Below are 21,353 nucleotides of genomic sequence, written 5' to 3' on the forward strand. Positions count from 1 at the left end.
TGGTGGTCTCCCCGGACTTGTCCGGGGAGACCACCACGCCCGTCACGGTCCTCCTCAGCTCGCGGGCACGGTCGTCTCGATGGCGGCGCAGCGCCACCGGCCGCGGCCGTGCTCCAGGCGCAGCGCCAGGGCGTGGACCCGCGACCCGAAGGTCGCGATCGCGGTGACCTCCGCCACGCCGGGCGCGGGCGCGCAGACCCGGACCGTGCCGAGCCGGGGGAACACCCGCGTCGGCATGCGGGCGGCGAATCCGTCCAGGTGCTCGAACAGCTCCGGCGTCGTACGGCCGGCGAGGTGGTGGTACGGGCGCACGCCGGCCAGCACCTCCAGGACGAGCCGGGCGATGAGCCGCGCGTCCGCGGTGAGGTCCGGCGTGCCGGGGCGTACGACGCCGAGCGGCGGGCGGGTGCGCGGTGGCGGGCCGGAGTCCAGGGCGACGGCCAGTGAACCGTGGACGGCGATCTCGGGGGACCGGCCCGAGCCGTACGGGATCAGCCGGATCGGGGCGGGTCGGCGGGCGGATGGGTTTCGGCGCATGACGGGCCTCCCTTGGTGTCTGCCGCGGGGAGGGCGGCAGTCACAAAGAGGCCCGAGACGGCGCGTTGATACATCCGGACCGCATCCGGCCAGCCGACGGTCTCCGGTCCGGCCCCCCGACGATTACCATCGGTGGTCGTATCGACACTGTCGGCGACCTCGGAGGAGTCGTTGCCGGATCCGCTGGGCTCGTATGTCAGGTTCGACCGCCAATCGAGCGTTCGTCGGAGGCGGTCGGTGGCGCTCGCGATGGCGCTGTCCCTGCCGCTCGCACTGTCGGCACCCGCAGCCGTCGCGGCGGCCGTCCCCCGGGCGACGGAGCGGTCGCCGGACGGGCCGGTGGCCCAGCGGCAGGCCCGCACGGCGGGCGGACCGGCGGCGAGAGGAGCGCGCACCACCACGGCGTCGCCGGCCCGGATGGATCCGCCGGGTGGGTCCATCCGGTCGACGATGGAGCCGACCGATCGGCAGGCACCGGGCGGCCTGCAGGTCGTCACCAGCACCGCGCCGACGCTGTCCGCGGTCGCGACCGACCCCGGCGGCGCGCCGCTGGACTACACCTTCCAGTTGCTGACCGACTTCAACGACAGAGTGCCCGTCCGGCAGGCGACCGTCACGGGCGTCCCGTCCGGACGGCCGGCCACCCTGACTCTGGGCGCGTTGCGGAGTCCCGGTGTCTACGGCTATCGGGTCCGGACCACGAACGGCAGGACGGTCGGTGACTGGTCGTCCGTCACCTGGGCGGTCGTGGACGCTCCCGGTGTTCCCACCGACGTGGGGACGAACCTGCAGGACCCGGCGAGCCCGGTCCTGACCGGACTGGTGGCCCGTCCGTCCGGGATGCCGGTGACCGGCTGGTTCTTCCTGTACGACGACGCCGGTCGGCCGGTCGGCGGAAGCCCGCTGGGCGTCGGTGCCGCGGACGGCGGCGAACGCATCTCGCTCCGGGTTCCCGACGGCCTGACGCGTCCGGGAACGGCCTACACCTGGACGATGAAGGCCTGCGTTCAGGACGCCTGCAGTGCCGCCACGCGGCCGGTTCCGTTCCGGGTTCCGCAGACCCCGCCGACGCTGAAGGGCGCCGCGTCGACGACCTTGACCAACAAGGCGATGTCCGCCTGGACCGCCAGAGCGGCGCCCGGCGGCTGCGCGGGCACCTCGTGCACGCTGACCGCCGACACCAGGGTCCGGATCGGCGGCACCGGCTCGAGTCGACAGGTCACCCTGCTGAAAGTGGACCCGTCCGCCGTTCCGTGGGGCGCGCGGATCACCTCGGCGACTCTCAGGCTCGGCGGCCCGACCTGCGCCGGCCGTGGCAGCTGCCCGGCATCGGCGCATCTGATCGCCGCCCAACTGCGGAGCGCCCCGGGTGAGGGCGCGACCGGCGCCGACGTCGTCACCGCGTCGATCCCGGAGGCGGGCACGTCCTCGGCACTCCAGGACGCCAGGCTGGACCTCACCGATCTGATCCGCTCATGGCGGCATGAGCCGCCGACGAACACCGGCATCGCCGTGACCTCCGACTCGGCCACCGCGGTCGGCTACGACCTGGCGAAGGCCTCGGTCGAGGTGACCTACGTCCCCGGAACGGTGCCCGGCGCGGTCACGGAGGCGACCGCCCGGCAAGGCGACGGCGGAGCCCTGGTCACCTGGGCTCCGCCCGCCGACTCCGGGGCGGCGGCACCCCCGCTCACCGGCGACGGCGCCGCCGACACGGCCGTCACCGGCTACGACGTTCAGGTCCTGGACGACGCCGGCCATGTGGTCAGGACGCTGCGGAGCCAGACCCCCGACGCGACCGTCGCCGGCCTGACCGACGGCACCGCGTACACGATCCGGGTCCGGGCACGCAACGGCTTCGGCGCGGGCGCGTGGACCACGACCGGCGCGATCACACCCGGGGCCGTCCCCGGCGGAACACGACGATTCCTCGACCTCACCACCGCCTACGTCAGGGCTCGCGAGAGCCTGATCGAAGGCACCACTCCCCACGCCGCCGTCGGATCCGGGTCGGTCGGCGACGCCATCCGTGCCCTGCTCGCCGCGCACCAGAACGACCTGCTGGACATGCGCGGATTCGCGCGAGGCATGGGGTCGGCGCAGCTGTCCAGCACCGTGCGGATGGACTCGTCGCTGGTCACCTACTCCCCGGCGGACAGGACGGTGACCGTCCGGGCCGACCTGGCCGGTACCAAGGTGTACGCCGACGGCGTCGGCACCGGCCGAGAGCACAAGGTCCGCAGTGAGTACAGCGAGTGCGCCGACTTCGTCTTCGGCGTCGACGCCGGTGACGACAGGGTCACCATCCTGCGTGAGCTGGCCGGCCCGGCCGTCGACGCCCGGCCGATCGGTGGGGAGATCAATGCGGTCACCAAGGATCAGGCCGCTGATCCTGGGGCGCATCTGGGTCCGGATGAGATCTTCGCGGCTAGGGAGGCCGCGCCTCCCGGCGCGGTGACCGCCACCGCCCACTCGGCGATCAGCCATTCCGGAATGGTCGGCTGGGCCGTACGGCACATCAGGGATCGCTGGCAGTATCGCCAGGACTGCACCAACTTCATGTCGAAGGTCATGCACTATGGCGGCGGCGCGCATTACATCAGCGGCTGGTACACCAACTATTCAGCGTGGTGGCGCAACACCGATCCGCCGCCGTTCGCGCCCGGCGCCACCCGCTCCTGGACCCTGGCGACGGCGAATCACGACCATTTCAGCCGCAAACACCACCGTGTCACCTGGAGACGGAGCTACGCCCAGGTCAGGGTCGGCGACGTCATGTGGTGGGATGACCGGCTCGATGGCATCGACCACATGTCCATGGTCACCTACAAGAGTGCCGACAACCCGGGCGGCATCTACATCGCCGACCACGGCCTCGGCTCGAGCCCGACCGTCGGTTACGACGCCTACCGGCCGCTCGCGTTCGCGATGAGACGCGACAGGACCGTGCGCAACATCGGCTACGCGAGTCTGGACTGGTGACCGCATGACGCTTCTGAGACGGGACGGACGGGACATCGCGGCGGGTCTGCTCGCCGCGGTGGTCCTGTCGGGATGCTCCTCGCCGCCGGAGCCTCCGAAACCGCCGCCCGGCGTGACGTTCGGAAAGCGCCTCACCGAGGACAGGAAGTTCTCCGAGAGCGCCTCGGAGATCACGGGCAGCGAGGCGGTGCTGGTCCGGTTCGTCGACGCCATGCGTGCGCGTGATCCCGCGGCCATCGCGCGCATCGGCATCGGCGAGGACGCGCTCGCGCAGGCCCGGTCACTGGTCCGGAACTACGCCCGGCTGCTCGACGGGCGGGTCGTGATCACTTTCGCGGTGATCGGCAAGCCCGAAGAACGGGCGGCCTGCCTGAACTTCCCGAGCTATCCCTACCAGCTCGTCCAGTTCGTGCGAAAAGCCGACAAGGACGGGTCCCGATGGGACCTCGTTCTCGCCAAGGCGCAGGGCGCACCGCCGTCCCTCCGACCGGGCCGGCCGTCGCCGTCGCCGCACGACGACCGCGACACCTTCTGTCAGGACGGCTTCGCGGTCGACGGCGGCTGAAGCGGCGGCTCACCCGGGACGGCCGCGGCGGCGGTTCATCCGGGACGGCCGCGGCGGGGGATCTCCAGGGCGCCGCGCAACTGGTAGCGGTCGGCGCGGTAGGTGGAGACGGCGAGCTCGACGCACTTGCCGTTCATGAACGACCGGCGCTGGAGCAGCAGGACGGCGCTGCCGCGGGGCAGGTCGAGGAGCCGGGCGTCCGCCGTGTCGGCCAGCCCCGCCTCGATGGTCTGCTCGCCGGCGTCGAACATGACGCCGAAGCGCTTCTCCAGCACGTCGTACAGCGAGACGTCGCCGAGCGGGATGTCGAGCAGGCCCGGGGCGACGGTCGCCGGGATCTGGGAGCGTTCGACCGCCATGGGCTCGCCGTCGGCGGTGCGCAGCCGCTCGATGACGTGCACCCCGGTGCCCAGCGGGATGCCGAACACCCGCGCGAGGTTCGCGTTCGCCTGCGTCGTGCGGTGGTCGAGGTCCCGGGCGCCGGGTTCGAGGCCGCGCGCCCGCATGTCCTCGGTGAACGACACCAGGCGCAGCGGCATCTCGATCTTCGGCCGCGCGACGAACGTGCCCTTGCCGGGGACCCGGTACAGCCGGCCCTCGGTGACCAGGTGGTCGACCGCCTGGCGGACGGTCATCCGGGACAGTCCGAACCGCTGGCAGAGCTCGCGCTCCGACGGGATCGGCGCGTCCACGGGCAGCTCCGCGTCGTCGATCAGGTCGAGGAGGATGCCACGAAGCTGGAAGTACTTGGGCACGGGACTCGTGGGGTCGATCTTCCCCATTGGGTACCTCTGGTGGCGAAGTCGGGGGTTGAAGTATGGTTCAGACTGGTCTAGTCCGGACTAGACCACACGTCAGAACTGACTGTCAATGCAGGTCAGCAACACGAAGACGTAACGAGAAGATCACAGGCGAAGGATGGGATGGTTCTGGTGAGCACATCGCGCATGCGGGCGGAGATCGGCGAGCAGCCCGCCGCCCTGCGGGCCACCCTCGACGCTCTGCTCCCCCGAATGCCGGAGATCGGGCTGCTGGCGCAGGAGACCCGCCAAGTGCTGTTCATCGCGCGCGGCTCGTCCGACAACGCCGCCGTCTACGGCAGCTACCTGGTCCAGACGCACGCCGGACGGCTCGCCACGCTCGCTTCGCCGTCGGTGGCCACGACCTACAAGAAGCGGATCGACCTGTCCGGCGTTCTCGCGGTCGCCATCAGCCAGTCGGGCAAGACCGAGGAGATCGTCGAGTCGCTGGACTGGGCCGCGGACTGCGGCGCCCGTACGATCGCCGTCACCAACGGCGAGGGATCACCGCTCGCGGAGGCCGCCCAGATCGCCCTCGTGACGAAGGCGGGCGCGGAGGTGGCCGTCCCGGCGACCAAGACCTACACCACACAGCTCGCGGCGCTGGCCGTGCTCGGCATCGCCCTGGGCGCCGACGTGGACGTCGCGGACCTGCGCCGCGCGCCGGACGAGGTCGAGCGCCTGGTCACGGCGACCGAGGAGTCCGGCGCGCTGGAGCCGATCGTCGACGGCCTCGCGGGCGTGAAGGGCGTCGTGGTGTCCGGGCGCGGCATCGCGTACGGCACCGCCCTCGAACTGGCCCTCAAGCTGAAAGAAGCGTGTTACCTGCACGCCATGGGCCTGTCCTACGCTGATCTGCTGCACGGCCCGATCGCCGTCGTCGACGAGGAGACGCCCGCGGTCCTCGTCGCCGCCGACTCGGGGCCCACGCTGTCCGGCACGGTGGCACTGGCCGAGCGGGTGGTGGCGGCGGGCGCCCCGGCGTACGGTATCGGCGGCGGCCGGGCACTGTCCGAAGCGACCTCGTGTGCACTACCTGGTCCGGATCTGCCAGAGTGGGTATCGCCGCTCGCCTTGATCGTGCCAGGCCAGCTGCTGACCGAGGCGCTGGCCCGTGGGCTCGGCATCGACCCCGACGTCCCACGCGGTCTCGACAAGGTGACCCAGACAGATCAATGACGCAGGAGGACCACATGGCCGAGCGCCGTGTCAGGGTGGAAACGAAGGTAGGGCTGCACGCCCGCCCGGCCGCGCTCTTCGTTCAGGCGGCCACGAGGACGCCGCTGGACGTCACCGTGGCCAAGCCGGGCAAGGACCCGGTCAACGCCAAGAGCATTCTGTCCGTTCTCGCCCTCGACGCCCAGCAGGGCGAGGAGATCGTGATCAGGGCGGAGGGCGACGGTGCCGACGCCGTGCTGGAGGAGCTGGCGGGACTGGTCACCGAGCCGAGTGCCTGAGGTCCTGCGGGGCACCGGGGTCAGCCCCGGAGTCGCGGCCGGGCCGGTGCGGTCCATGTCCGGGGCGGTGCCCGAACCACCCGCCGACCAACGGCACGCGGGTGACGCCCACGCCGAACGCGCGCGTGCGCTGGCCGCGCTGGACGCCGTCGGCGCGGACCTGGAGGAGCGCGGCGCGCAGGCGGGCGGCGAGGCACAGGACGTCCTGGCCGCCCAGGCGATGATGGCCCGGGACCCCGGGCTGGCCGGCCTCGTGACCGACCGGATCGACGACGGTCTGTCGGCGCCGCGCGCGGTGTACGAGGCGTTCGGCGTCTTCCGCGCGGCGCTGTCCCGCGCGGGGGAGTACATGGCCGCCCGGGTCGCCGACCTCGACGACGTCCGGGACCGTGCCGTCGCCGTCCTCCTGGGCGTGGGGGCGCCGGGCGTCCCCGACTCCGACGAGCCGTTCGTGCTGGTCGCACGGGATCTCGCCCCGGCCGACACCGCCCTGCTGGACCCGGCGAAGGTCCTCGCCTTCGTCACCCGCGACGGCGGTCCGACCAGCCACACCGCCATCCTCGCCCGCGCGATGGGCGTGCCCGCGGTCGTCGCCTGCGGCGACTGCATGGACCTGCGCGACGGCACGATCGTGCTGGTCGACGGCGCCTCCGGCGAGGTCCGCCCCGACCCCACCGAGCAGGTGATCGCGGACGCCCACGCGGCGGCCGGGGCGCGGGCGGCCGCGCTCGACGTCACGACCGGGCCGGGCGCCACCGCCGACGGGCACCGGATGCCGCTGCTGGCCAACATCGGCGGCCCGAAGGACGTCGAGGCGGCCCTGGCCTGCGGCGCGGAGGGCGTCGGGCTGTTCCGCACCGAGTTCCTCTTCCTCGGCCGTACGACCGCTCCTTCGGAGGAGGAGCAGGAGTCGGCCTACCGCGCCGTGCTGGAGGCGTTCCCGAGCGTCGTCGTCCGGACGCTGGACGCGGGCGCCGACAAGCCGCTGGCCTTCCTGCCGCCCCCGGACGACGAGCCGAACCCGGCGCTCGGCGAACGCGGCCTGCGCCTGTTCGACAGCCATCCCGGCGTGCTGACGGGGCAGCTGCGCGCCCTCGCCCGCGCCGCCGACGGACTGGACGTCGCGCTGCACGTGATGGCGCCGATGGTCGCCGACGCCGCGGAGACCCGGTCGTTCGTCGCGGCCTGCCGCGCGGCCGGGCTGCCCCGCGCCGGCATCATGATCGAGATTCCGGCGGCGGCGCTGCGGGCCGCCGACCTGGCCGCCGAGGCGGACTTCTTCAGCCTCGGCACCAACGACCTCGCCCAGTACGCCTTCGCCGCCGACCGGCAGATCGGCGGGCTCGCCCGCTTCCAGGACCCCTGGCAGCCGGCGCTGCTCGATCTCGTCGCGCTGGCCGCCGGGGCCGCCACCGCCGCGGGCAAGGACTGCGGCGTCTGCGGCGAGGCGGCCGGCGACCCGGCACTCGCCTGCGTGCTCACCGGTCTCGGCGTGACCTCGCTCTCCATGAGCGCCCGGTCGCTGCCCCTGGTACGCGCCGCGGTGGCCGCGCACACCCTGGACCAGTGCCGCCGGGCCGCCGAGGCCGCCCGCCGCGCCACCGACGCCGACGGCGCCCGTACGGCCGCCCGGGCGGAACTCCCGGGCCTGGAGCCCCTGAGCCTTTAGCCGGCGGTCACGGCCTTCAGCTCGTCGATCGCCTCTCGGATGAGCTCCGACAGGTCCTTCTCGTCGGTTCCGGCGATCCACCGCTCGAACGCGACCTTGAAGACGGCGACTCCCGCCTCCGCGGCCAGGCTGGCGGCCAGGTCCGGAACACCGCGCCGGCGCAGTGCGTCGGCGAGGGCGGCGGCGAGTGACGCGAGCTTGATCAGCTCGCGCTCGCGCAGCTCCGCGGTCGAGTCGATGACCTTCTGACGCCGCTGGGAGAACTCCCGATCCCGGAGCACGGTGACAACGGTCTCCAGGGCCGCGCTCACCGCGTCGATCGGCGCCGCGGACTCGGGGACGTCGATGACGGCGCGCACGAGGGAGTCCTGCAGGATCTCCGAGCCCGCGAACAGGACCTCCCGCTTGTCGGCGAAGTGCCGGAAGAACGTGCGCTCCGTCAGGCCCGCCCGCTTGGCGATCTCCGCCACCGTGGTCTGTTCGTACCCGCGCTCGCCGTAGAGCTCGAATGCCGCCTGTGCCAGCCGGCCGCGCGCGTTCGGCTCCCATCGACCCATGCCCTGATCGTAGCCTGATGACAGCCACTGACATCGCTTGCTATGCTGACGGCAGTCACTGACATCGGTCGGTCCTCGGACACGCCTGTGCCGAGGCCGGCCGACCATTCGGAGGTCTTCTCATGCGCGTATTCGTCACCGGGGCGTCCGGCTGGATCGGCTCCGCCGTCGTTCCGGAGCTCATCGGCGCCGGCCATCAGGTCATCGGGCTCGCGCGCTCGGACTCCTCGGCCGCCGCGCTCACCGCGACCGGGGCGGAGGCGCTCCGCGGCACTCTCGACGATCTGGACGTCCTGCGGGACGCGGCGGCCGCGTCGGACGGCGTGATCCACCTCGCTTTCAAGCACGACATCGCCTTCTCGGGCGGCTTCGAGGACGCCGCCGCCGCGGATCGCCGCGCCGTCGAGGTGTTCGGCGAGGCGCTCGCGGGTTCCGACCGGCCGTTCGTCCTCGCCTCCGGGCTGCTCGGGCTCGTGCCGGGGCGGGTGGCGACCGAAGAGGACGGGCGTGAGCCGGCTCCGGAGTCCGTGCCGGCCGGTCCGCGGGCCCGGTACGGCACCGCGCTCCTGACGCTCTCCCTCGCCTCCCGTGGCGTCCGCTCCTCGGTGCTGCGCCTGCCCCCGACGGTGTACGGCGACGGCGACCGGGGCTTCATGGCGTCCCTGGTCGGCGTCGCCCGCGACAAGGGCGTCTCCGGCTACGTCGGCGACGGCTCCAACCGCTGGCCCGCGACGCACCGGCTCGACGCCGCCCACCTGTTCCGCCTGGCGCTGGAGAACGCCCCGGCGGGATCGGTGCTGCAACCGGTGACCGACGAGGGCGTGCCGATCCGCGAGGTCGCCGAAGTGATCGGCCGCCACCTCGATCTCCCGGTGGTCTCCGTCTCCCCCGAGGACGCGGGGGAGCACTTCGGCTGGCTGGCGGGCTTCATCGGGGCCGACTTCCCGGCCTCGAGCGCGCTGACCCGCGAGCGGCTGGGATGGCAGCCGACCCAGCCCGGACTCCTCGACGACCTCGGCAAGGGCCACTACTTCCAGAACCCCTCCGCCTGACGATCCGGTTCTTCGACCGGTCACCGGCCGGCGCGCTCACACCGAGCGTCGTCAGCCGGTGACCCGGCCGCCCGCGACGTCGACGGTGATCCCGGTCAGCCACGACGCGTCCTCGGAGGCCAGGAACAGGGCGGTCCGGGCGACGTCGTCGGTGGTGCCGATGCGGCCGAGCGGATGCCCCGCCGCGACCTTCGCCCGGACCTCCGCGGGCATGCGGGCCTCCACCTTCTCCGTGGCGATGGCCGAGGGCGCGATGCAGTTGACGCGGACCCCGCGCGGCCCGACCTCGGTGGTGAGGTGGCGCGTGAGCATGACCAAACCGGCGTTGGCCACGCCGTACGCGAGGTTGGCCTGGCTAGGCTGGCGGCCGGCGGCGGAGGACATCGTCAGGATCGAGCCGCGGCCACGTTCGAGCATGCCCGGCAGGAACGCCTTGATGGTCAGGAACACCGAGGTGAGGTCGGAGTCGAGCACCTCGCGCCAGCGCTCCTCGGTCAGTTCCGGGGAGGGGACCGGGAAGCCCTGCCCGCCGGCGAAGGCGGCCAGGACGTCGGCCGGGCCGAGCCGCGCCTCCACCTGGTCGCGCACGGCGTCGAGCGCGGCGGAGTCGGTCACGTCGGCGGCCACGTCGATCGCGACGCCGCCGTCCTGGGCGATCCCGGCGACCACCCGAGCGAGGGCGTCAGTGTCGCGGCCGACCGCGCAGACCTTGGCGCCCTGGGCGGCGAACGCCCGGGCGGTCCGCGCGCCGATGCCGCGCGATCCACCGGTGACGACGACGACCTTGCCGGCGAGGTCGGAGTAGGTGCTGGTCATGGAGGTCTCCTCGGTGTTCGGTCCGGTCCGGGTTCTCACTGATGGCGGGAGGGCCGCGTGCGCGGCAGCAGGGCGGCAACGGCCACGAGCCACACGGTGCCGCCGAAGCGGACCACCGGCAGCAGGAAGCCGAAGGGGGAGGCCAGGAGGGTCAGCAGGGCGACCATCCCGACGGCGGCCAGGACGAGCCCCGTCCAGGTCACCGCGCGCGGCAGCAGGCCCGCGAGCAGGCCGGTCACCGAGATCCCGGCGACGAGCAGGGCGAACATCGCCCCGAAGGCCGGACCGCCGGCCACGAACCCCAGGTCGGCGAGGGCACGGGCGAGCGCGGGGTCGGTCTCGACGCGGCCGCCGGTCCAGGTGAACATCCCGCTCAGGCTGAGCGCGCCGGCGGCGGACACGCCGCCGACCAGGGTGATCGCCGAGCCCGGTGCGGTGATGCCCAGCGCCCGCAGCCGCCGGTAGAGCACCGCCGCGGTGAGGGCGAGGGGCACCGCCGAGGCGACCAGCAGGAAGGCCCCGACCTTGATCGTGGTGCCGTGCGACCGGGCGTACTCCAGGACCGCGAGGCCGGAGGCGTCCGGGTGCGGTGTGGCCCGGTTGGCGACGACGTAGGCGATGGTCAGCCCGGCGAACGCGAGCACGGGGGCGAGCAGGGGAGGCCCGGACTGCGGGCGGCGGCCCGGGGCCTTCACGCCAGGGGCGGCGGAGACGGTCGACATCTCTTCTCCTCGGTCAGAAATCGTGTACGCCAGATAATGATTACAGAACAGAACGATTGTCAACCGTATACAGTGTCGCCATGAGCACGAACCAGCAGACCGAGCGCTCCAGGAACCAGGGGGGCGCCGCCTTCCTGCTGGCTCAGCTCGGGGCGCACGCCGCGCGGGCGTTCGCCGAGCGGATCGCCTCGCTGGACCTGACACCCCCGCAGGCGGGGCTCCTCCGGATGCTGGCCGCGACGCCCGGCCGCAGCCAGCGCCGGCTCGCCGAGGACCTCGGGATGCCGCCGAGCCGCTTCGTGCCGTTCGCCGACGAACTGGAGGGACGCGGCCTGATCGAGCGGCGCAAGAACCCCGACGACCGGCGGTCGCACGCGCTCTACCTGACCGAACGGGGCGTCGAGCTGCTGGCCGAGCTGCGCGAGATGGGCGCCGCGCACGAGCGCGACGTCTGCGCGGCGCTCTCCTCCGACGAGCACCGGCAGCTGACCGCGCTGCTCCGGCGCGTCGCCGAACAGCAGGGCCTCACCCCGGGAGTGCACCCCGGCTACCGCTCGTCCTGACGTGGTCGCCGGGCCCGGCCGGCGCGCCCTCCGGGCGCGCGGGGAACGCCCGACCGGGGCGTTTGCCGCGTGCCGGTCCGGCGGCTAGCGTCGTGCGGGTGCGATGACGGCTCGGGGAGGGCGGCGAGTGAGACGGACCGGTGGCCTGCGGCTCCTGTCCGCAGTGGCCGCGATCACGGCGGTGGCCTCCGCGGCGGCGTGCGGCGGATCGTCGGCCCGCTCCGACGACGGGCCGACGCGGCGCGGTTCGGCGGCCGCCCGCACCACCCCCAGCCCCACTCCCACCCCCGACCCGGTCGCGGCGCTGGTCCGGCGGATGAGCACGGCGGACAAGGTCGGCCAGCTGTTCATCCCGACCGTCCAGGGCACCACCGCGGCCACCGGCGCCGCGATGGTCGCGAAGTACCACCCCGGCGGCGTCATCTACTTCCCGAACAACCTGCGCACGGCGCGGCAGACGGCGACGCTGTCCAACGGCCTGCAGCGCGCGGCGGCGAAGGACGACGGCGTTCCGCTGCTCATCGGCACCGACGAGGAGCAGGGCATCGTCTCCCGCCTGCCGTACATCACCCGGTTCCCCACCAACAAGGCGCTCGCGTCGACCAAGAACCCCGATGACGACGTGCGCACGGCGGCACGGGTCACCGGCGAGGAGTTGCGCGCGGTCGGCATCAACCAGGACTTCGCGCCGGTCGCCGACGTCAACGTCAACCCGCGCAACCCGGTGATCGGCGTACGGTCGTTCGGCGCCGACCCCAAGGAGGTCGCCCATCTCGTCGGCGTCGCGGTCGACGCCTACCGGGCGACCGGGATCGTGGCGACGGTCAAGCACTTCCCCGGGCACGGCGACACCGCGACCGACAGCCACACCGGCCTGCCGGTGATCAAGCACTCCATGGCGACGTGGGAGCGCCTCGACGCGCCGCCGTTCCAGACCGCCATCGCCCACCACATCGACATGATCATGACCGCGCACATCGTCGTCCCCGGCCTGGACGACTCCGGTGACCCGGCGACCATGTCCAAAACGGTGCTGACGGGCCTGCTCCGCGACAAGCTCGGTTACGACGGGGTCGTGGTGACCGACTCGCTGAGCATGGCGGGCGCGACGATGAAGTACGGCGCGCCGGAGGCGGCCGTGCGGGCCGTCCGGGCCGGCGCGGACATGCTCCTGATGCCGCCGCGGCTGGACAGCGCCTACCGCGCCGTGCTCACGGCGGTGCGGTCGGGCCGGATCCCGCAGAGCCGCCTCGACCAGGCGGTCACCCGCATCCTGCGGATGAAGCAGGACCGGGGGATCCTCCGCTCACCGTATGTCGACGCGTCCCGCGCCGCCGACATCGTGGGTTCGGCGGAGCACCGGGCGGCCGCGCGGAAGGTCGCGGCGCACGTCCGCGCGGGCCGCTGACCAGCGGATCGGCAGCCGACCGTTGACGCGCGTCCATTCGCGTGACTAAGTTTCGCTCTGCCGGTTTCGACTGGTCATTTTCTTACAGATTCGTATTCGGGGGCGGACGGAAGGAGTCTGGATGTCCCGTCGCCGACGGCTCGCCGCGATCAGCACGGCGTCAATGGTGGCGATCGCGGGTCTGGGTGCGGGAACCGCCCAGGCCGCGTCCTCGCCCGGCAAGGACCAGAGCGTCCTGCGGATCCTCCACAAGATGACGCTGGAGGAGAAGGTCGCCCAGCTGTTCGTCCTGCAGGTGTACGGCACCAGCGCCGACACCACGGACCCGGCCGCCGTCGCGGCCAACCGGAAGCTGTACGGAGTGGACAACGCCGCGCAGCTCATCGACAAGTACCACCCGGGCGGGATCATCTACTACTCCGTGGATCCGCCCAACCTCGCGAGCCCGCAGCAGGTCGCGCACCTGTCCAACGGGATCCAGCAGGCGGCGATGCGCCAGCGGGTGCCGATTCCGATGACGATCGTCACGGACCAGGAGCAGGGCAGCGTGGTGACCCGCGTCCCGGCGCCGTTCACCCAGTTCCCCGGCAGCCAGGCCCTCGGGGCCGGACGCCGTCCCAAGGACGCGTACGAGACCTCGAAGATCACCGGGCAGGAGCTGCGGGCGATCGGCATCAACACCGACTACGCCCCCGACGCCGACGTCAACACCAACCCGGCCAACCCCGTGATCGGCGTACGGTCCTTCGGCTCCGACCCGCAGCTCGTCTCGAAGTTCGTGGCGGCCGAGGTCGACGGCTACCAGGCCGCGGGCGTCATCCCGACGGCCAAGCACTTCCCGGGCCACGGTGACGCCGCCACCGACAGCCACACCGGCGTGCCGGTCATCAACCACACCCGCGAGCAGTGGGAGAAGCTCGACATGCCGCCCTTCAAGGCGGCCATCGCGCACGGCATCGACTCGATCATGACGGCGCACATCGTCGTCCCGGCGCTGGACCCGTCCGGCGACCCGGCGACGCTGTCCAAGCCGATCCTCACCGGCATCCTGCGGAACGAGCTGCACTTCAAGGGCGTCATCGCCACCGACGCCCTCGGCATGCAGGGCGTCCGCGACAAGTACGGCGACGACCGCGTGCCGGTGCTCGCCATCAAGGCGGGCGCGGACGAGCTGGAGAAGCCGCCGACGGACGCGAAGGGCAACGGCCTGTTCGACCTGCAGCTCAACTCCGTGATCAACGCGGTGAAGGGCGGCGAGCTGACCGAGTCCCGGATCGACGAGTCGGTCTACCGGCTTCTCGAGGTCAAGAAGAAGCACGGCCTGTTCACGAACCCGTACGTCGACGAGAGCAAGGTCGCTCAGAAGGTCGGCACGCCGGCGCATCTCGCGACCGAGCAGCGGGTCACCGACCGCACCATCACGCTGGTCAAGAACGACGCGCTGCCGCTGACGAAGGACGGCCGCAAGGTCCTCGTGACCGGCTACGGCGTCGCGACGACCCAGACGCTCGCCGCCGACATCGGCAAGCGGGGCCCGGCCACGACCGTCTACCAGACCGGCACGAGCCCGTCGCAGGCGACGATCGACCAGGCCGTGGCCAAGGCGAAGGACAACGATCTCGTCGTCGTCACCACCAACCGCGCCTGGGACGTCTCGACCGAGTCGGGTCACAACGGTCCGGGTCAGGCCAACCTCGTCAAGGCGCTCGTGGCCACCGGCAAGCCGGTCATCGTGGCGGCGGTGCGCGACGCGTACGACATCGGCTACTTCCCCGAGGCGAAGAACTACCTGGCCACCTACGGCTACACGCCGGCGACGCTGGAGTCGCTGACCAAGGTGCTGTTCGGTGAGATCAGCCCCCAGGGGAAGCTGCCCGTCATGGTCCCCGTCGCGGGCGACCCGACCAAGACCCTGTACCCCTTCGGAACCGGGTTGACCTTCCACAAGAAGTAAGAGAACCCGGCCGGCGTGCCCGCCTCATCGATGTCCGGATCGATGAGGCGGCACCTGGACCGGCCGCCCCCCGTACGGAGCGTGGGACGGCGAGACCCCGCCGGTCGCCGTCCCACGCTCTCAGAGAATCCTCACCCGAACCCGCCGCCGCGTAAAGGCGATCGCGTCGGGACTCAGTCGAGTCCCGCGCGGCGGAGGGCCAGGCGGGTGGCGCCGAGGGTGCCGTCGTCGGCCACGGACGCCTCGACGCCGAACCGCTCGCACAGCCCGGCGCGTACGGCCTCGGCGACCGGCCCCTCCTCGAGCAGCGAACCGGCCACGACGACGCCCGGACCGGAATCCCCGTACCGGGCGGTGCCGATGATCTCCTCCAGCGTCGGGCGCACGGCGTCGACGTCGGCGAGCAGCCACCGCGCGGCCTCCGTGACGATCCGCAGCGCCACCTCGTCGCCCGCGGTGGCCGCGGCGGTCACCAGGGGAGCCGCACGGCCGAGCCCGGCGGGCGGCCCGCCGTACACCTCCTTCAGCACCGCCTGGGGCAGCGCGGCACCGGAGGACATCGCGGCCGCGCCGGTGTCGCCGGAGCCGAGGGTCAGGGCCTTCAGGTCGACGTCGGCGAGGAGCGGGCCGGCGGCCTCGCCGAGCAGCAGCCTCGGCACGCTCTCGGCCAGGGTGGTGGGCGCACCGCGCCCGTCGTAGGCGCGCAGCGCCGAGCGGACCGCCTCGGCGCCGATCCACACCCCGGAGCCCTCGTCGCCGACCAGCCACCCGTAGCCGTCGGCGCGGCGTACCACCTCGCCGTCGTCGACCACCGCGGCGCCCGCTCCGGTGCCGGCGAAGACCACGAGCCCGGCGGGCGCGGGACTCCCGGCGGCGAACGCCACCGCGATGTCGGTGACCACCTCCGGCTCGCCGGGGAGGCCCAGCGCCCGCCACGCGGCGTTCGCGGCGGCGACCGCTTTCGGTCGTCCGGCCGCGCCGGCCCCGGCGATCCCGAAAACGCCGCCTACCACCCGTAGCGGGTCCAGGTCCCCCAGAGCGGATCCGACGGCCCTGGTCAGAGCGTCGGCCGGATCGGCGCTGGAGTTAGGATTGGCGCCAGGACCACGGCCACGACCAGCGACAACACCGTCGAGAGTGACGATCGTGGCACGAGTGTTGGTGCCGCCGGCATCCACTCCCACGACATACGGGCCTCTCCAATTGGAACACACACTGTGACCGTAGAACATGGCATATTGACAGGGAACGGTTTTCGTCGGAAAATTTCCTGCATGAGCAAGGTCGGGCCCGACCCCGGGTCCGCGGCCGACAGTGCGAGCGCGTCGCTCAGCACGGTCGTTCGCGTCCGTTCCCTGTTGCCCTCGCTGCCCCCCGCGGAGGCGCGCGTCGCCCAGCGCGTGATCGACGATCCCGAGGCGGTGGCCAACTCCACCATCACCGAGCTCGCCCAGGCATGCGGGACCTCGGAGACGACGGTCATCCGGTTCTGCCGGGCGATCGGCTTCGCCGGCTACCCGGAGCTGCGGCTGACCCTGGCCACCGAGGCCGGGCGCGCCCAGGGGGTGACCGGTGGACGGGTCGTCGGCAGCGACATCAGCACCGATGACACGCTCCAGCAGGTCGTGGAGAAGATCTCCTTCGCCGACGCGCGGGCGGTCGAGGAGACCGCCAACCAGCTCGACATCGACGCGCTCGAACGGGTCATCGCGGCCATCGTCGACGCGCGCCGGGTCGACATCTACGGCGTGGGGGCCAGCGCGTTCGTCGCCCTGGACTTCCAGCAGAAGCTGCACCGCATCGGGCGCACCTCCTACGGCTGGTCCGACGCGCACATCATGCTCACCAGCGCGGCCGTGCTGGAGCCCGGAGACGTCGCGGTCGGCATCTCCCACACCGGCACCACGGTCGACACCATCGACGCGCTCAACGTCGCCAAGCGGCGCGGTGCGACCACGGTCGCGCTGACCAACTTCCCGCGCTCGCCGATCGCCGAGGTCGCCGACTACGTCCTGACCACGGCGGCCCGCGAGACCACGTTCCGGTCGGGCGCCACGGCGAGCCGGCTGGCCCAGCTGACGGTCGTCGACTGCATCTTCGTCGGCGTCGCGCAGCGCACGTACGAACCGACCCGTCAGGCCCTGGAGGCGACCCGCGAAGCGGTCCGGGTCCGCCGTGTCGGATCAGATCGGAGACGCAGGTGACCGATCGCCTCTCCGTCGGGGTTCTGCAGGGGGTCCCCACCGAGGGTCGCAATCCGCGCACCATCGACATCGACCTGCTGCCCACCCTGGACGTGCTTCGTTTGATCAACGCCGAGGACGAGCAGGTCCCCGGCGCGGTGGCGAAGGTGCTGCCGCAGATCGCCAAGGCCGCCGACCTCGCCGTCGACGCGCTGCACGGCGGCGGGCGGGTGCACTACTTCGGCGCCGGCACCTCCGGGCGACTCGCGGTGCTGGACGCCGCCGAGCTCCCGCCGACGTTCGGCGTCAGTCCGGACCTCTTCGTCGCCCACCACGCGGGCGGGCTCGGCGCGCTCTCCGAGGCGGTCGAGGGCGTCGAGGACGACGAGGACCTCGGGGGCCGCGACGCCGCGGACGTGCGCCTCGGCGAGCTGGCCGTCGGCATCACCGCGAGCGGCCGCACGCCGTACGTCGTCGGCGCGCTGCGCGCCGCGGCCAAGCAGGGCGCGCACACCGCGTTGATCAGCTCGAATCCGCAGTCGGTCTTCGGTGCGGAGGTCGACGTCAACATCGCCGTGGAGACCGGGCCCGAGGCCGTCACCGGCTCGACCCGGATGAAGGCGGGCACCGCCACCAAGCTGGTGCTGAACGCCATGTCCACCGCTGTCATGGTGCGGCTCGGCCGCACCTACTCCAACCTCATGGTCAGCGTCAACGCGCTCAACTCGAAGCTGCGCGGTCGCGTGATCAAGATCCTGGTCGAGGCGACCGGTCTGGACGCCGAGACATGCGCGGCGGCGCTGGCGGGAGCCGGCGGCGACACGCGCGTCGCGTTGCTGTCCCTGTTGTGCGACGTGCCCTCCGACCGCGCCGCCGGAGCGCTGGAGGAGACCGGAGGCTCGGTGCGGGAAGCGATGCGCAGGATCCGGCCCGAGGGTCAGTAGTAAGACGTCGGGGGCAGCGAAGAAAGGGGTCCACCTCCTCATGCGGAAATACTGCGCGCTCGTCGCGGCGTTGGGCGCAGCCCTCGCCCTCCCGGCGTGCGCACCGAGCACGAATAGTGGCGGCGGCAAGATCCATCTCACGGTCGAGACCTGGCGTCCCGAGGACACCGCGGGATACCAGAAGATCTTCGACGCGTACGAGAAGAAGCACCCGAAGGTCATCCTCGACTACAAGCCGATCAAGAGCACCGACTACCTGACGGTGCTGCCGAACGACTTGAAGAAGGCGACGGGCGGGCCGGACGTCGTCCAGCTCAAGCCGTACGGGCCGCTGCAGTCCTACATCAAGGCGGGCAACCTGGTGCCGCTCGACGGCCAGGTGAACGTCAGTGGCTGGCAGGACAAGGTGCTGCAGGCGGCCAAGGGCAAGGAAGACGGGAAGCTGTACGGCGTCCCGTACGCCCTGCAGACGCTCGGGATCCTCTACAACAAGAAGATCTTCGCCGACCAGGGCATCCAGCCGCCGACGACGTGGGCCGACTTCACCGCCGCCTGCGACAAGCTCAAGAAGGCCGGCATCACCCCGATGGCCACGAGCGGCCTGCAGCCGTGGGTGCTCGCCATCGACCACCAGATCTTCGGCGCGACGCGGGAGGGCGGCAACGACTTCGAGCAGGCCGTCCTCACCGGCAAGAAGGACTTCACCGACCCGGACTACACGGCCTCGCTGCAGACCGTCGCGGACCTGAAGCCGTACTTCCCGAACCAGGTCGCCGCCGTCGACTACCCCGACGCGCAGACGCTGTTCACCAGCGGCAAGGCCGCGATGTACCCGGGCGGCTCGTACGAGATCGGGCCGTTCACCAAGACGACGCCGGACCTGCAGATCGGCTTCTTCGACGCCCCGCCCGCGCCGGGCGCCAAGGTGAACCAGCCGCTGACCTCCGGCTACGTCGACGGATCGTTCGGCGTGAACGCGCACTCGGAGCACAAGGCCGAGGCGCTCGAGCTGGTCAAGTGGATGTCGACGCCGGAGTTCGGGCAGCTGTACGCCAACTCGCTGAAGCAGATCTCGGCCGTGCCCGGCACGACCCCCGGCGACCCGCTGCTCACCCAGGCGTACCAGGGCTACCAGCAGCACGGGGCGACGTACATCATGGTCGTCGACTTCGGCTACGGGAATCCGCTCGGCCGTGACCAGGAGGGGCAGGCTCTGCAGAAGATGCTGGGCGGCACCTCGGCCGCGGACGCGGGCAAGCTCGTCCAGAAGGGCATCTCGGCGTGGTTCAAGCCCAGCGGAGGCTGAGGCGTCCGGTCGGCACCGGCGGCGGGCGACCCCGCCGCCGGGTCCTGCTGGCCTTCCTGCTGCCCGCTCTGGCGCTGTACACGGTGTTCATCATCTATCCGCTGGTCTCCGCCGCGCAGTACAGCGTGTACTCCTGGTCGGGGAACAAGCAGGACGGCTTCACCGGTCTGTCCAACTTCCACCAGCTGTTCACCAAGTACCCGCTGAGCGAGCAGGTGTGGCGCGCCCTCGGCCACAACTGCCTGTTCTTCATCGGCACGATGCTGATCCAGACCACCCTCGGCCTGGCGTTCGCCGTGCTGCTGCACAAGTCCCGGCGCGGCAAGCGGTTCCTGCAGACCGCGTACACGCTGCCGCACCTGGTCAGCCCCGTGGTGGTCGGCTACCTCTGGTCGATCATGCTCAACCCGCAGTTCGGCGCGGTGAACGCCGCGCTGCGCGGCGTCGGCCTCGGCTCGCTGGCGCAGCCCTGGCGCGGTGACCCGCACCTGGCGCTGCCCGTGGCGATCGTCGTGAACGCCTGGCAGTGGGTCGGCTTCCCGATGCTGCTGTTCGGTGCCGCCCTGGCGGGGATCCCCGACGAGTACGAGCAGGCCGCCCGCGTCGACGGCGCGTCGTCGTGGCAGGTGTTCCGGCGGATCACGCTGCCGCTGCTCACGCCGGTGCTCGGCATCGTCACCGTGCTGACCTTCATCGGCACGTTCAACGTGCTCGACCTGATCTACGCGTTGCAGGGTTCCCAGGGCAATCCCGGGTTCGCCACCGACACGCTCGGGCTGCTGTTCTACCGGACGGCCTTCGAGAACCCGGATCCGAACGCCATCGGCCAGTCGTGCGCGCTCGCCGTGTGCATGTTCGTCCTGATCTTCGGGGTGTCGCTGGCGGCCAACAAGGTCTTCCGCCGGATGGAGGAACGCCTCACATGACCAGCGGCACTCTCACGGTCAACGAGCGGTCCACCGTCGCCGCGCGCCCGCGTCCGCCCCGGCGGCGGATCCAGGTCGGCGGAGCGGCCTCGGCCATCCTGCTCTGGGTGTACGCCCTGGCGGCCCTGGCCCCGCTCATCATCATGGCGTTCAACTCGCTGCGCACCGAGAAGGACCTGGCGAACCAGCCGCTCGGCCTGCCCCTGCACCCGGTGTTCGAGAACTACTCGCACGCCTGGTCGGCGGGCAACTTCAGCACCTACTTCGTCAACTCCGTCGTGATCACGGTGAGCGCGGTGGTGCTCGGCACGGGGGTCTCGGTGCTCGCCGCCTACCCACTGGGGCGCTACCGCTTCCGCGGCCGGGGGGCACTGTCGTCCTACTTCCTGGCCGGTCTCATGCTGCCGATCCGGCTCGGCGCCGTCCCGGTGTTCTACCTGGTGAACTCGCTCACGCAGTCGCTGCCCGGGGTCGACGCCCGGTTCTGGCTGATCTGCGTGTACGCGGGGAGCGGCGTGCCGTTCTCGGTCTTCGTGCTGACGGCGTTCTTCCGGCAGTTGCCGATGGAGCTGGAGGAGGCGGCCCGCATCGACGGCGCCGGCGAGCTGCGGATCTTCGCCCGGATCATGGTCCCCATGGTCCGCCCGGCGCTGACCACCGTGGCGCTGTTCCAGTTCATCCCACTCTGGAACGACTTCTTCTTCCCGCTGGTGCTGTTGAAGGACGATCAGTGGACGCTGCCGACCGGCCTGACGCGCTTCTTCGGCGAGTTCGAGGCCGCCCACGCGCAACTGTCCGCCGGCCTGGTCATCACGACGATCCCCCTCGTCGTCCTCTTCCTCGTGGCCACCAAACAGATCGTCGCCGGCCTGACCGCCGGAATGTCCAAATAACGGGAACGCGCATGACGAG

At 71.9% G+C, this 21,353-nt stretch carries 20 protein-coding genes; 14 read left to right on the forward strand and 6 right to left on the reverse strand.

The genetic code is table 11. The features are described 5' to 3' along the window. Window positions 1–54 precede the first annotated feature (54 nt). Complete coding sequence (locus AB0L00_RS03645; RefSeq protein WP_364427789.1) at window positions 55–537, reverse strand: Rv3235 family protein; 483 nt, start codon at window positions 535–537, stop codon at window positions 55–57. Window positions 538–774: 237 nt separating this feature from the next. Here AB0L00_RS03645 and AB0L00_RS03650 point away from each other — a divergent pair, with 237 nt between their 5' ends. Both AB0L00_RS03650 and AB0L00_RS03655 read left to right on the forward strand, forming a co-directional pair. Next, window positions 775–3,519 (forward strand): amidase domain-containing protein, encoded by a 2,745-nt coding sequence (locus AB0L00_RS03650; protein ID WP_364427792.1) that lies wholly within the window; start codon window positions 775–777, stop codon window positions 3,517–3,519. Window positions 3,520–3,523: 4 nt separating this feature from the next. Then, window positions 3,524–4,084 (forward strand): hypothetical protein, encoded by a 561-nt coding sequence (locus AB0L00_RS03655; RefSeq protein ID WP_364427795.1) that lies wholly within the window; start codon window positions 3,524–3,526, stop codon window positions 4,082–4,084. 35 nt (window positions 4,085–4,119) lie between these two features. Here the strand turns inward: AB0L00_RS03655 and AB0L00_RS03660 are convergent, their stop codons facing one another. Then, a complete protein-coding gene (locus tag AB0L00_RS03660; RefSeq protein WP_364427797.1) occupies window positions 4,120–4,866 on the reverse strand; it encodes a GntR family transcriptional regulator in 747 nt (248 codons plus the stop codon). A 165-nt stretch (window positions 4,867–5,031) separates the two neighbouring features. On the opposite strand from AB0L00_RS03660, the gene AB0L00_RS03665 reads away from it, so the two are divergent. The 3 genes from AB0L00_RS03665 to ptsP are packed head-to-tail and all read left to right on the forward strand — an operon-like array spanning window position 5,032 to window position 8,010. After that, window positions 5,032–6,063 (forward strand): SIS domain-containing protein, encoded by a 1,032-nt coding sequence (locus AB0L00_RS03665; protein ID WP_364428993.1) that lies wholly within the window; start codon window positions 5,032–5,034, stop codon window positions 6,061–6,063. Window positions 6,064–6,077: 14 nt separating this feature from the next. Then, on the forward strand, window positions 6,078–6,341 hold the full coding sequence (locus AB0L00_RS03670; protein WP_345353456.1) for an HPr family phosphocarrier protein: 264 nt from the start codon (window positions 6,078–6,080) through the stop codon (window positions 6,339–6,341). Beyond that, entirely contained in the window at window positions 6,334–8,010 is a 1,677-nt protein-coding gene (gene ptsP / locus AB0L00_RS03675) for a phosphoenolpyruvate--protein phosphotransferase (RefSeq protein WP_364427800.1), read from the forward strand. Before AB0L00_RS03670 ends, ptsP begins: the two co-directional genes overlap by 8 nt. On the opposite strand, the gene AB0L00_RS03680 is transcribed toward ptsP, so the two are convergent. Further along, a complete protein-coding gene (locus tag AB0L00_RS03680) occupies window positions 8,007–8,567 on the reverse strand; it encodes a helix-turn-helix domain-containing protein (protein ID WP_364427803.1) in 561 nt (186 codons plus the stop codon). The two genes, ptsP and AB0L00_RS03680, sit on opposite strands and share 4 nt — an antisense overlap. Window positions 8,568–8,689: 122 nt before the next feature. Between AB0L00_RS03680 and AB0L00_RS03685 the strand changes: the two genes are divergently transcribed. After that, a complete protein-coding gene (locus tag AB0L00_RS03685) occupies window positions 8,690–9,619 on the forward strand; it encodes an SDR family oxidoreductase (protein ID WP_364427806.1) in 930 nt (309 codons plus the stop codon). Between the two features lie 51 nt (window positions 9,620–9,670). On the opposite strand, the gene AB0L00_RS03690 is transcribed toward AB0L00_RS03685, so the two are convergent. Together AB0L00_RS03690 and AB0L00_RS03695 are read right to left on the reverse strand one after the other, a co-directional pair. After that, window positions 9,671–10,435, reverse strand: coding sequence for an SDR family NAD(P)-dependent oxidoreductase (locus tag AB0L00_RS03690; RefSeq protein ID WP_364427808.1), 765 nt, complete (start codon window positions 10,433–10,435; stop codon window positions 9,671–9,673). 35 nt (window positions 10,436–10,470) lie between these two features. Beyond that, complete coding sequence (locus AB0L00_RS03695; RefSeq protein WP_364427811.1) at window positions 10,471–11,157, reverse strand: DUF4386 domain-containing protein; 687 nt, start codon at window positions 11,155–11,157, stop codon at window positions 10,471–10,473. Between the two features lie 80 nt (window positions 11,158–11,237). Between AB0L00_RS03695 and AB0L00_RS03700 the strand changes: the two genes are divergently transcribed. From AB0L00_RS03700 to AB0L00_RS03710, 3 genes are all read left to right on the forward strand, one after another. Continuing rightward, on the forward strand, window positions 11,238–11,720 hold the full coding sequence (locus AB0L00_RS03700; protein WP_364427814.1) for a MarR family winged helix-turn-helix transcriptional regulator: 483 nt from the start codon (window positions 11,238–11,240) through the stop codon (window positions 11,718–11,720). Between the two features lie 127 nt (window positions 11,721–11,847). Continuing rightward, window positions 11,848–13,128 (forward strand): glycoside hydrolase family 3 protein, encoded by a 1,281-nt coding sequence (locus AB0L00_RS03705; RefSeq protein WP_364427817.1) that lies wholly within the window; start codon window positions 11,848–11,850, stop codon window positions 13,126–13,128. A 121-nt stretch (window positions 13,129–13,249) separates the two neighbouring features. Next, window positions 13,250–15,082, forward strand: a complete 1,833-nt coding sequence (locus tag AB0L00_RS03710) for a glycoside hydrolase family 3 protein (protein ID WP_364427820.1) — start codon at window positions 13,250–13,252, stop codon at window positions 15,080–15,082. Between the two features lie 173 nt (window positions 15,083–15,255). Here the strand turns inward: AB0L00_RS03710 and AB0L00_RS03715 are convergent, their stop codons facing one another. Further along, on the reverse strand, window positions 15,256–16,314 hold the full coding sequence (locus tag AB0L00_RS03715; RefSeq protein ID WP_364427823.1) for a BadF/BadG/BcrA/BcrD ATPase family protein: 1,059 nt from the start codon (window positions 16,312–16,314) through the stop codon (window positions 15,256–15,258). A gap of 42 nt (window positions 16,315–16,356) precedes the next feature. Here AB0L00_RS03715 and AB0L00_RS03720 point away from each other — a divergent pair, with 42 nt between their 5' ends. From AB0L00_RS03720 to AB0L00_RS03740, 5 genes are read left to right on the forward strand one after another with little or no spacing between them, the layout of a single operon-like run. Next, window positions 16,357–17,286: a MurR/RpiR family transcriptional regulator gene (locus AB0L00_RS03720; protein WP_364427826.1), complete on the forward strand. Its 930-nt coding sequence runs from the start codon at window positions 16,357–16,359 to the stop codon at window positions 17,284–17,286. Next, window positions 17,283–18,209, forward strand: coding sequence for an N-acetylmuramic acid 6-phosphate etherase (gene murQ / locus AB0L00_RS03725; RefSeq protein WP_364427828.1), 927 nt, complete (start codon window positions 17,283–17,285; stop codon window positions 18,207–18,209). Before AB0L00_RS03720 ends, murQ begins: the two co-directional genes overlap by 4 nt. Window positions 18,210–18,249: 40 nt before the next feature. Next, window positions 18,250–19,515 carry an extracellular solute-binding protein gene (locus AB0L00_RS03730; RefSeq protein ID WP_364427831.1) on the forward strand — a complete coding sequence of 422 codons (1,266 nt, stop codon included), beginning with the start codon at window positions 18,250–18,252 and terminating at the stop codon, window positions 19,513–19,515. Continuing rightward, a complete protein-coding gene (locus AB0L00_RS03735; protein ID WP_364427834.1) occupies window positions 19,491–20,441 on the forward strand; it encodes a sugar ABC transporter permease in 951 nt (316 codons plus the stop codon). Before AB0L00_RS03730 ends, AB0L00_RS03735 begins: the two co-directional genes overlap by 25 nt. Next, the gene (locus tag AB0L00_RS03740; protein WP_364427837.1) at window positions 20,438–21,334 is read left to right on the forward strand and encodes a carbohydrate ABC transporter permease; all 897 of its coding nucleotides are present in this window, start codon (window positions 20,438–20,440) and stop codon (window positions 21,332–21,334) included. The genes AB0L00_RS03735 and AB0L00_RS03740 overlap by 4 nt, the downstream gene beginning before the upstream one ends. Window positions 21,335–21,353 lie beyond the last annotated feature (19 nt).

The organism is Actinoallomurus sp. NPDC052308, from assembly GCF_040679195.1.
Taxonomy (GTDB): Bacteria; Actinomycetota; Actinomycetes; order Streptosporangiales; family Streptosporangiaceae; genus Actinoallomurus; species Actinoallomurus liliacearum.

Excerpts from the sequence above, each read along its gene's own strand:
- AB0L00_RS03645 (WP_364427789.1), bottom strand. The coding sequence starts at position 537 with ATGCGCCGAAACCCATCCGCCCGCCGACCCGCCCCGATCCGGCTGATC.
- AB0L00_RS03655 (WP_364427795.1), top strand. The coding sequence starts at position 3,524 with ATGACGCTTCTGAGACGGGACGGACGGGACATCGCGGCGGGTCTGCTC.
- AB0L00_RS03660 (WP_364427797.1), bottom strand. The coding sequence starts at position 4,866 with ATGGGGAAGATCGACCCCACGAGTCCCGTGCCCAAGTACTTCCAGCTT.
- AB0L00_RS03665 (WP_364428993.1), top strand. The coding sequence starts at position 5,032 with ATGCGGGCGGAGATCGGCGAGCAGCCCGCCGCCCTGCGGGCCACCCTC.
- AB0L00_RS03670 (WP_345353456.1), top strand. The coding sequence starts at position 6,078 with ATGGCCGAGCGCCGTGTCAGGGTGGAAACGAAGGTAGGGCTGCACGCC.
- AB0L00_RS03680 (WP_364427803.1), bottom strand. The coding sequence starts at position 8,567 with ATGGGTCGATGGGAGCCGAACGCGCGCGGCCGGCTGGCACAGGCGGCA.
- AB0L00_RS03685 (WP_364427806.1), top strand. The coding sequence starts at position 8,690 with ATGCGCGTATTCGTCACCGGGGCGTCCGGCTGGATCGGCTCCGCCGTC.
- AB0L00_RS03690 (WP_364427808.1), bottom strand. The coding sequence starts at position 10,435 with ATGACCAGCACCTACTCCGACCTCGCCGGCAAGGTCGTCGTCGTCACC.
- AB0L00_RS03695 (WP_364427811.1), bottom strand. The coding sequence starts at position 11,157 with ATGTCGACCGTCTCCGCCGCCCCTGGCGTGAAGGCCCCGGGCCGCCGC.
- AB0L00_RS03700 (WP_364427814.1), top strand. The coding sequence starts at position 11,238 with ATGAGCACGAACCAGCAGACCGAGCGCTCCAGGAACCAGGGGGGCGCC.
- AB0L00_RS03710 (WP_364427820.1), top strand. The coding sequence starts at position 13,250 with ATGTCCCGTCGCCGACGGCTCGCCGCGATCAGCACGGCGTCAATGGTG.
- AB0L00_RS03715 (WP_364427823.1), bottom strand. The coding sequence starts at position 16,314 with ATGTTCTACGGTCACAGTGTGTGTTCCAATTGGAGAGGCCCGTATGTC.
- AB0L00_RS03720 (WP_364427826.1), top strand. The coding sequence starts at position 16,357 with ATGAGCAAGGTCGGGCCCGACCCCGGGTCCGCGGCCGACAGTGCGAGC.
- AB0L00_RS03730 (WP_364427831.1), top strand. The coding sequence starts at position 18,250 with ATGCGGAAATACTGCGCGCTCGTCGCGGCGTTGGGCGCAGCCCTCGCC.
- AB0L00_RS03740 (WP_364427837.1), top strand. The coding sequence starts at position 20,438 with ATGACCAGCGGCACTCTCACGGTCAACGAGCGGTCCACCGTCGCCGCG.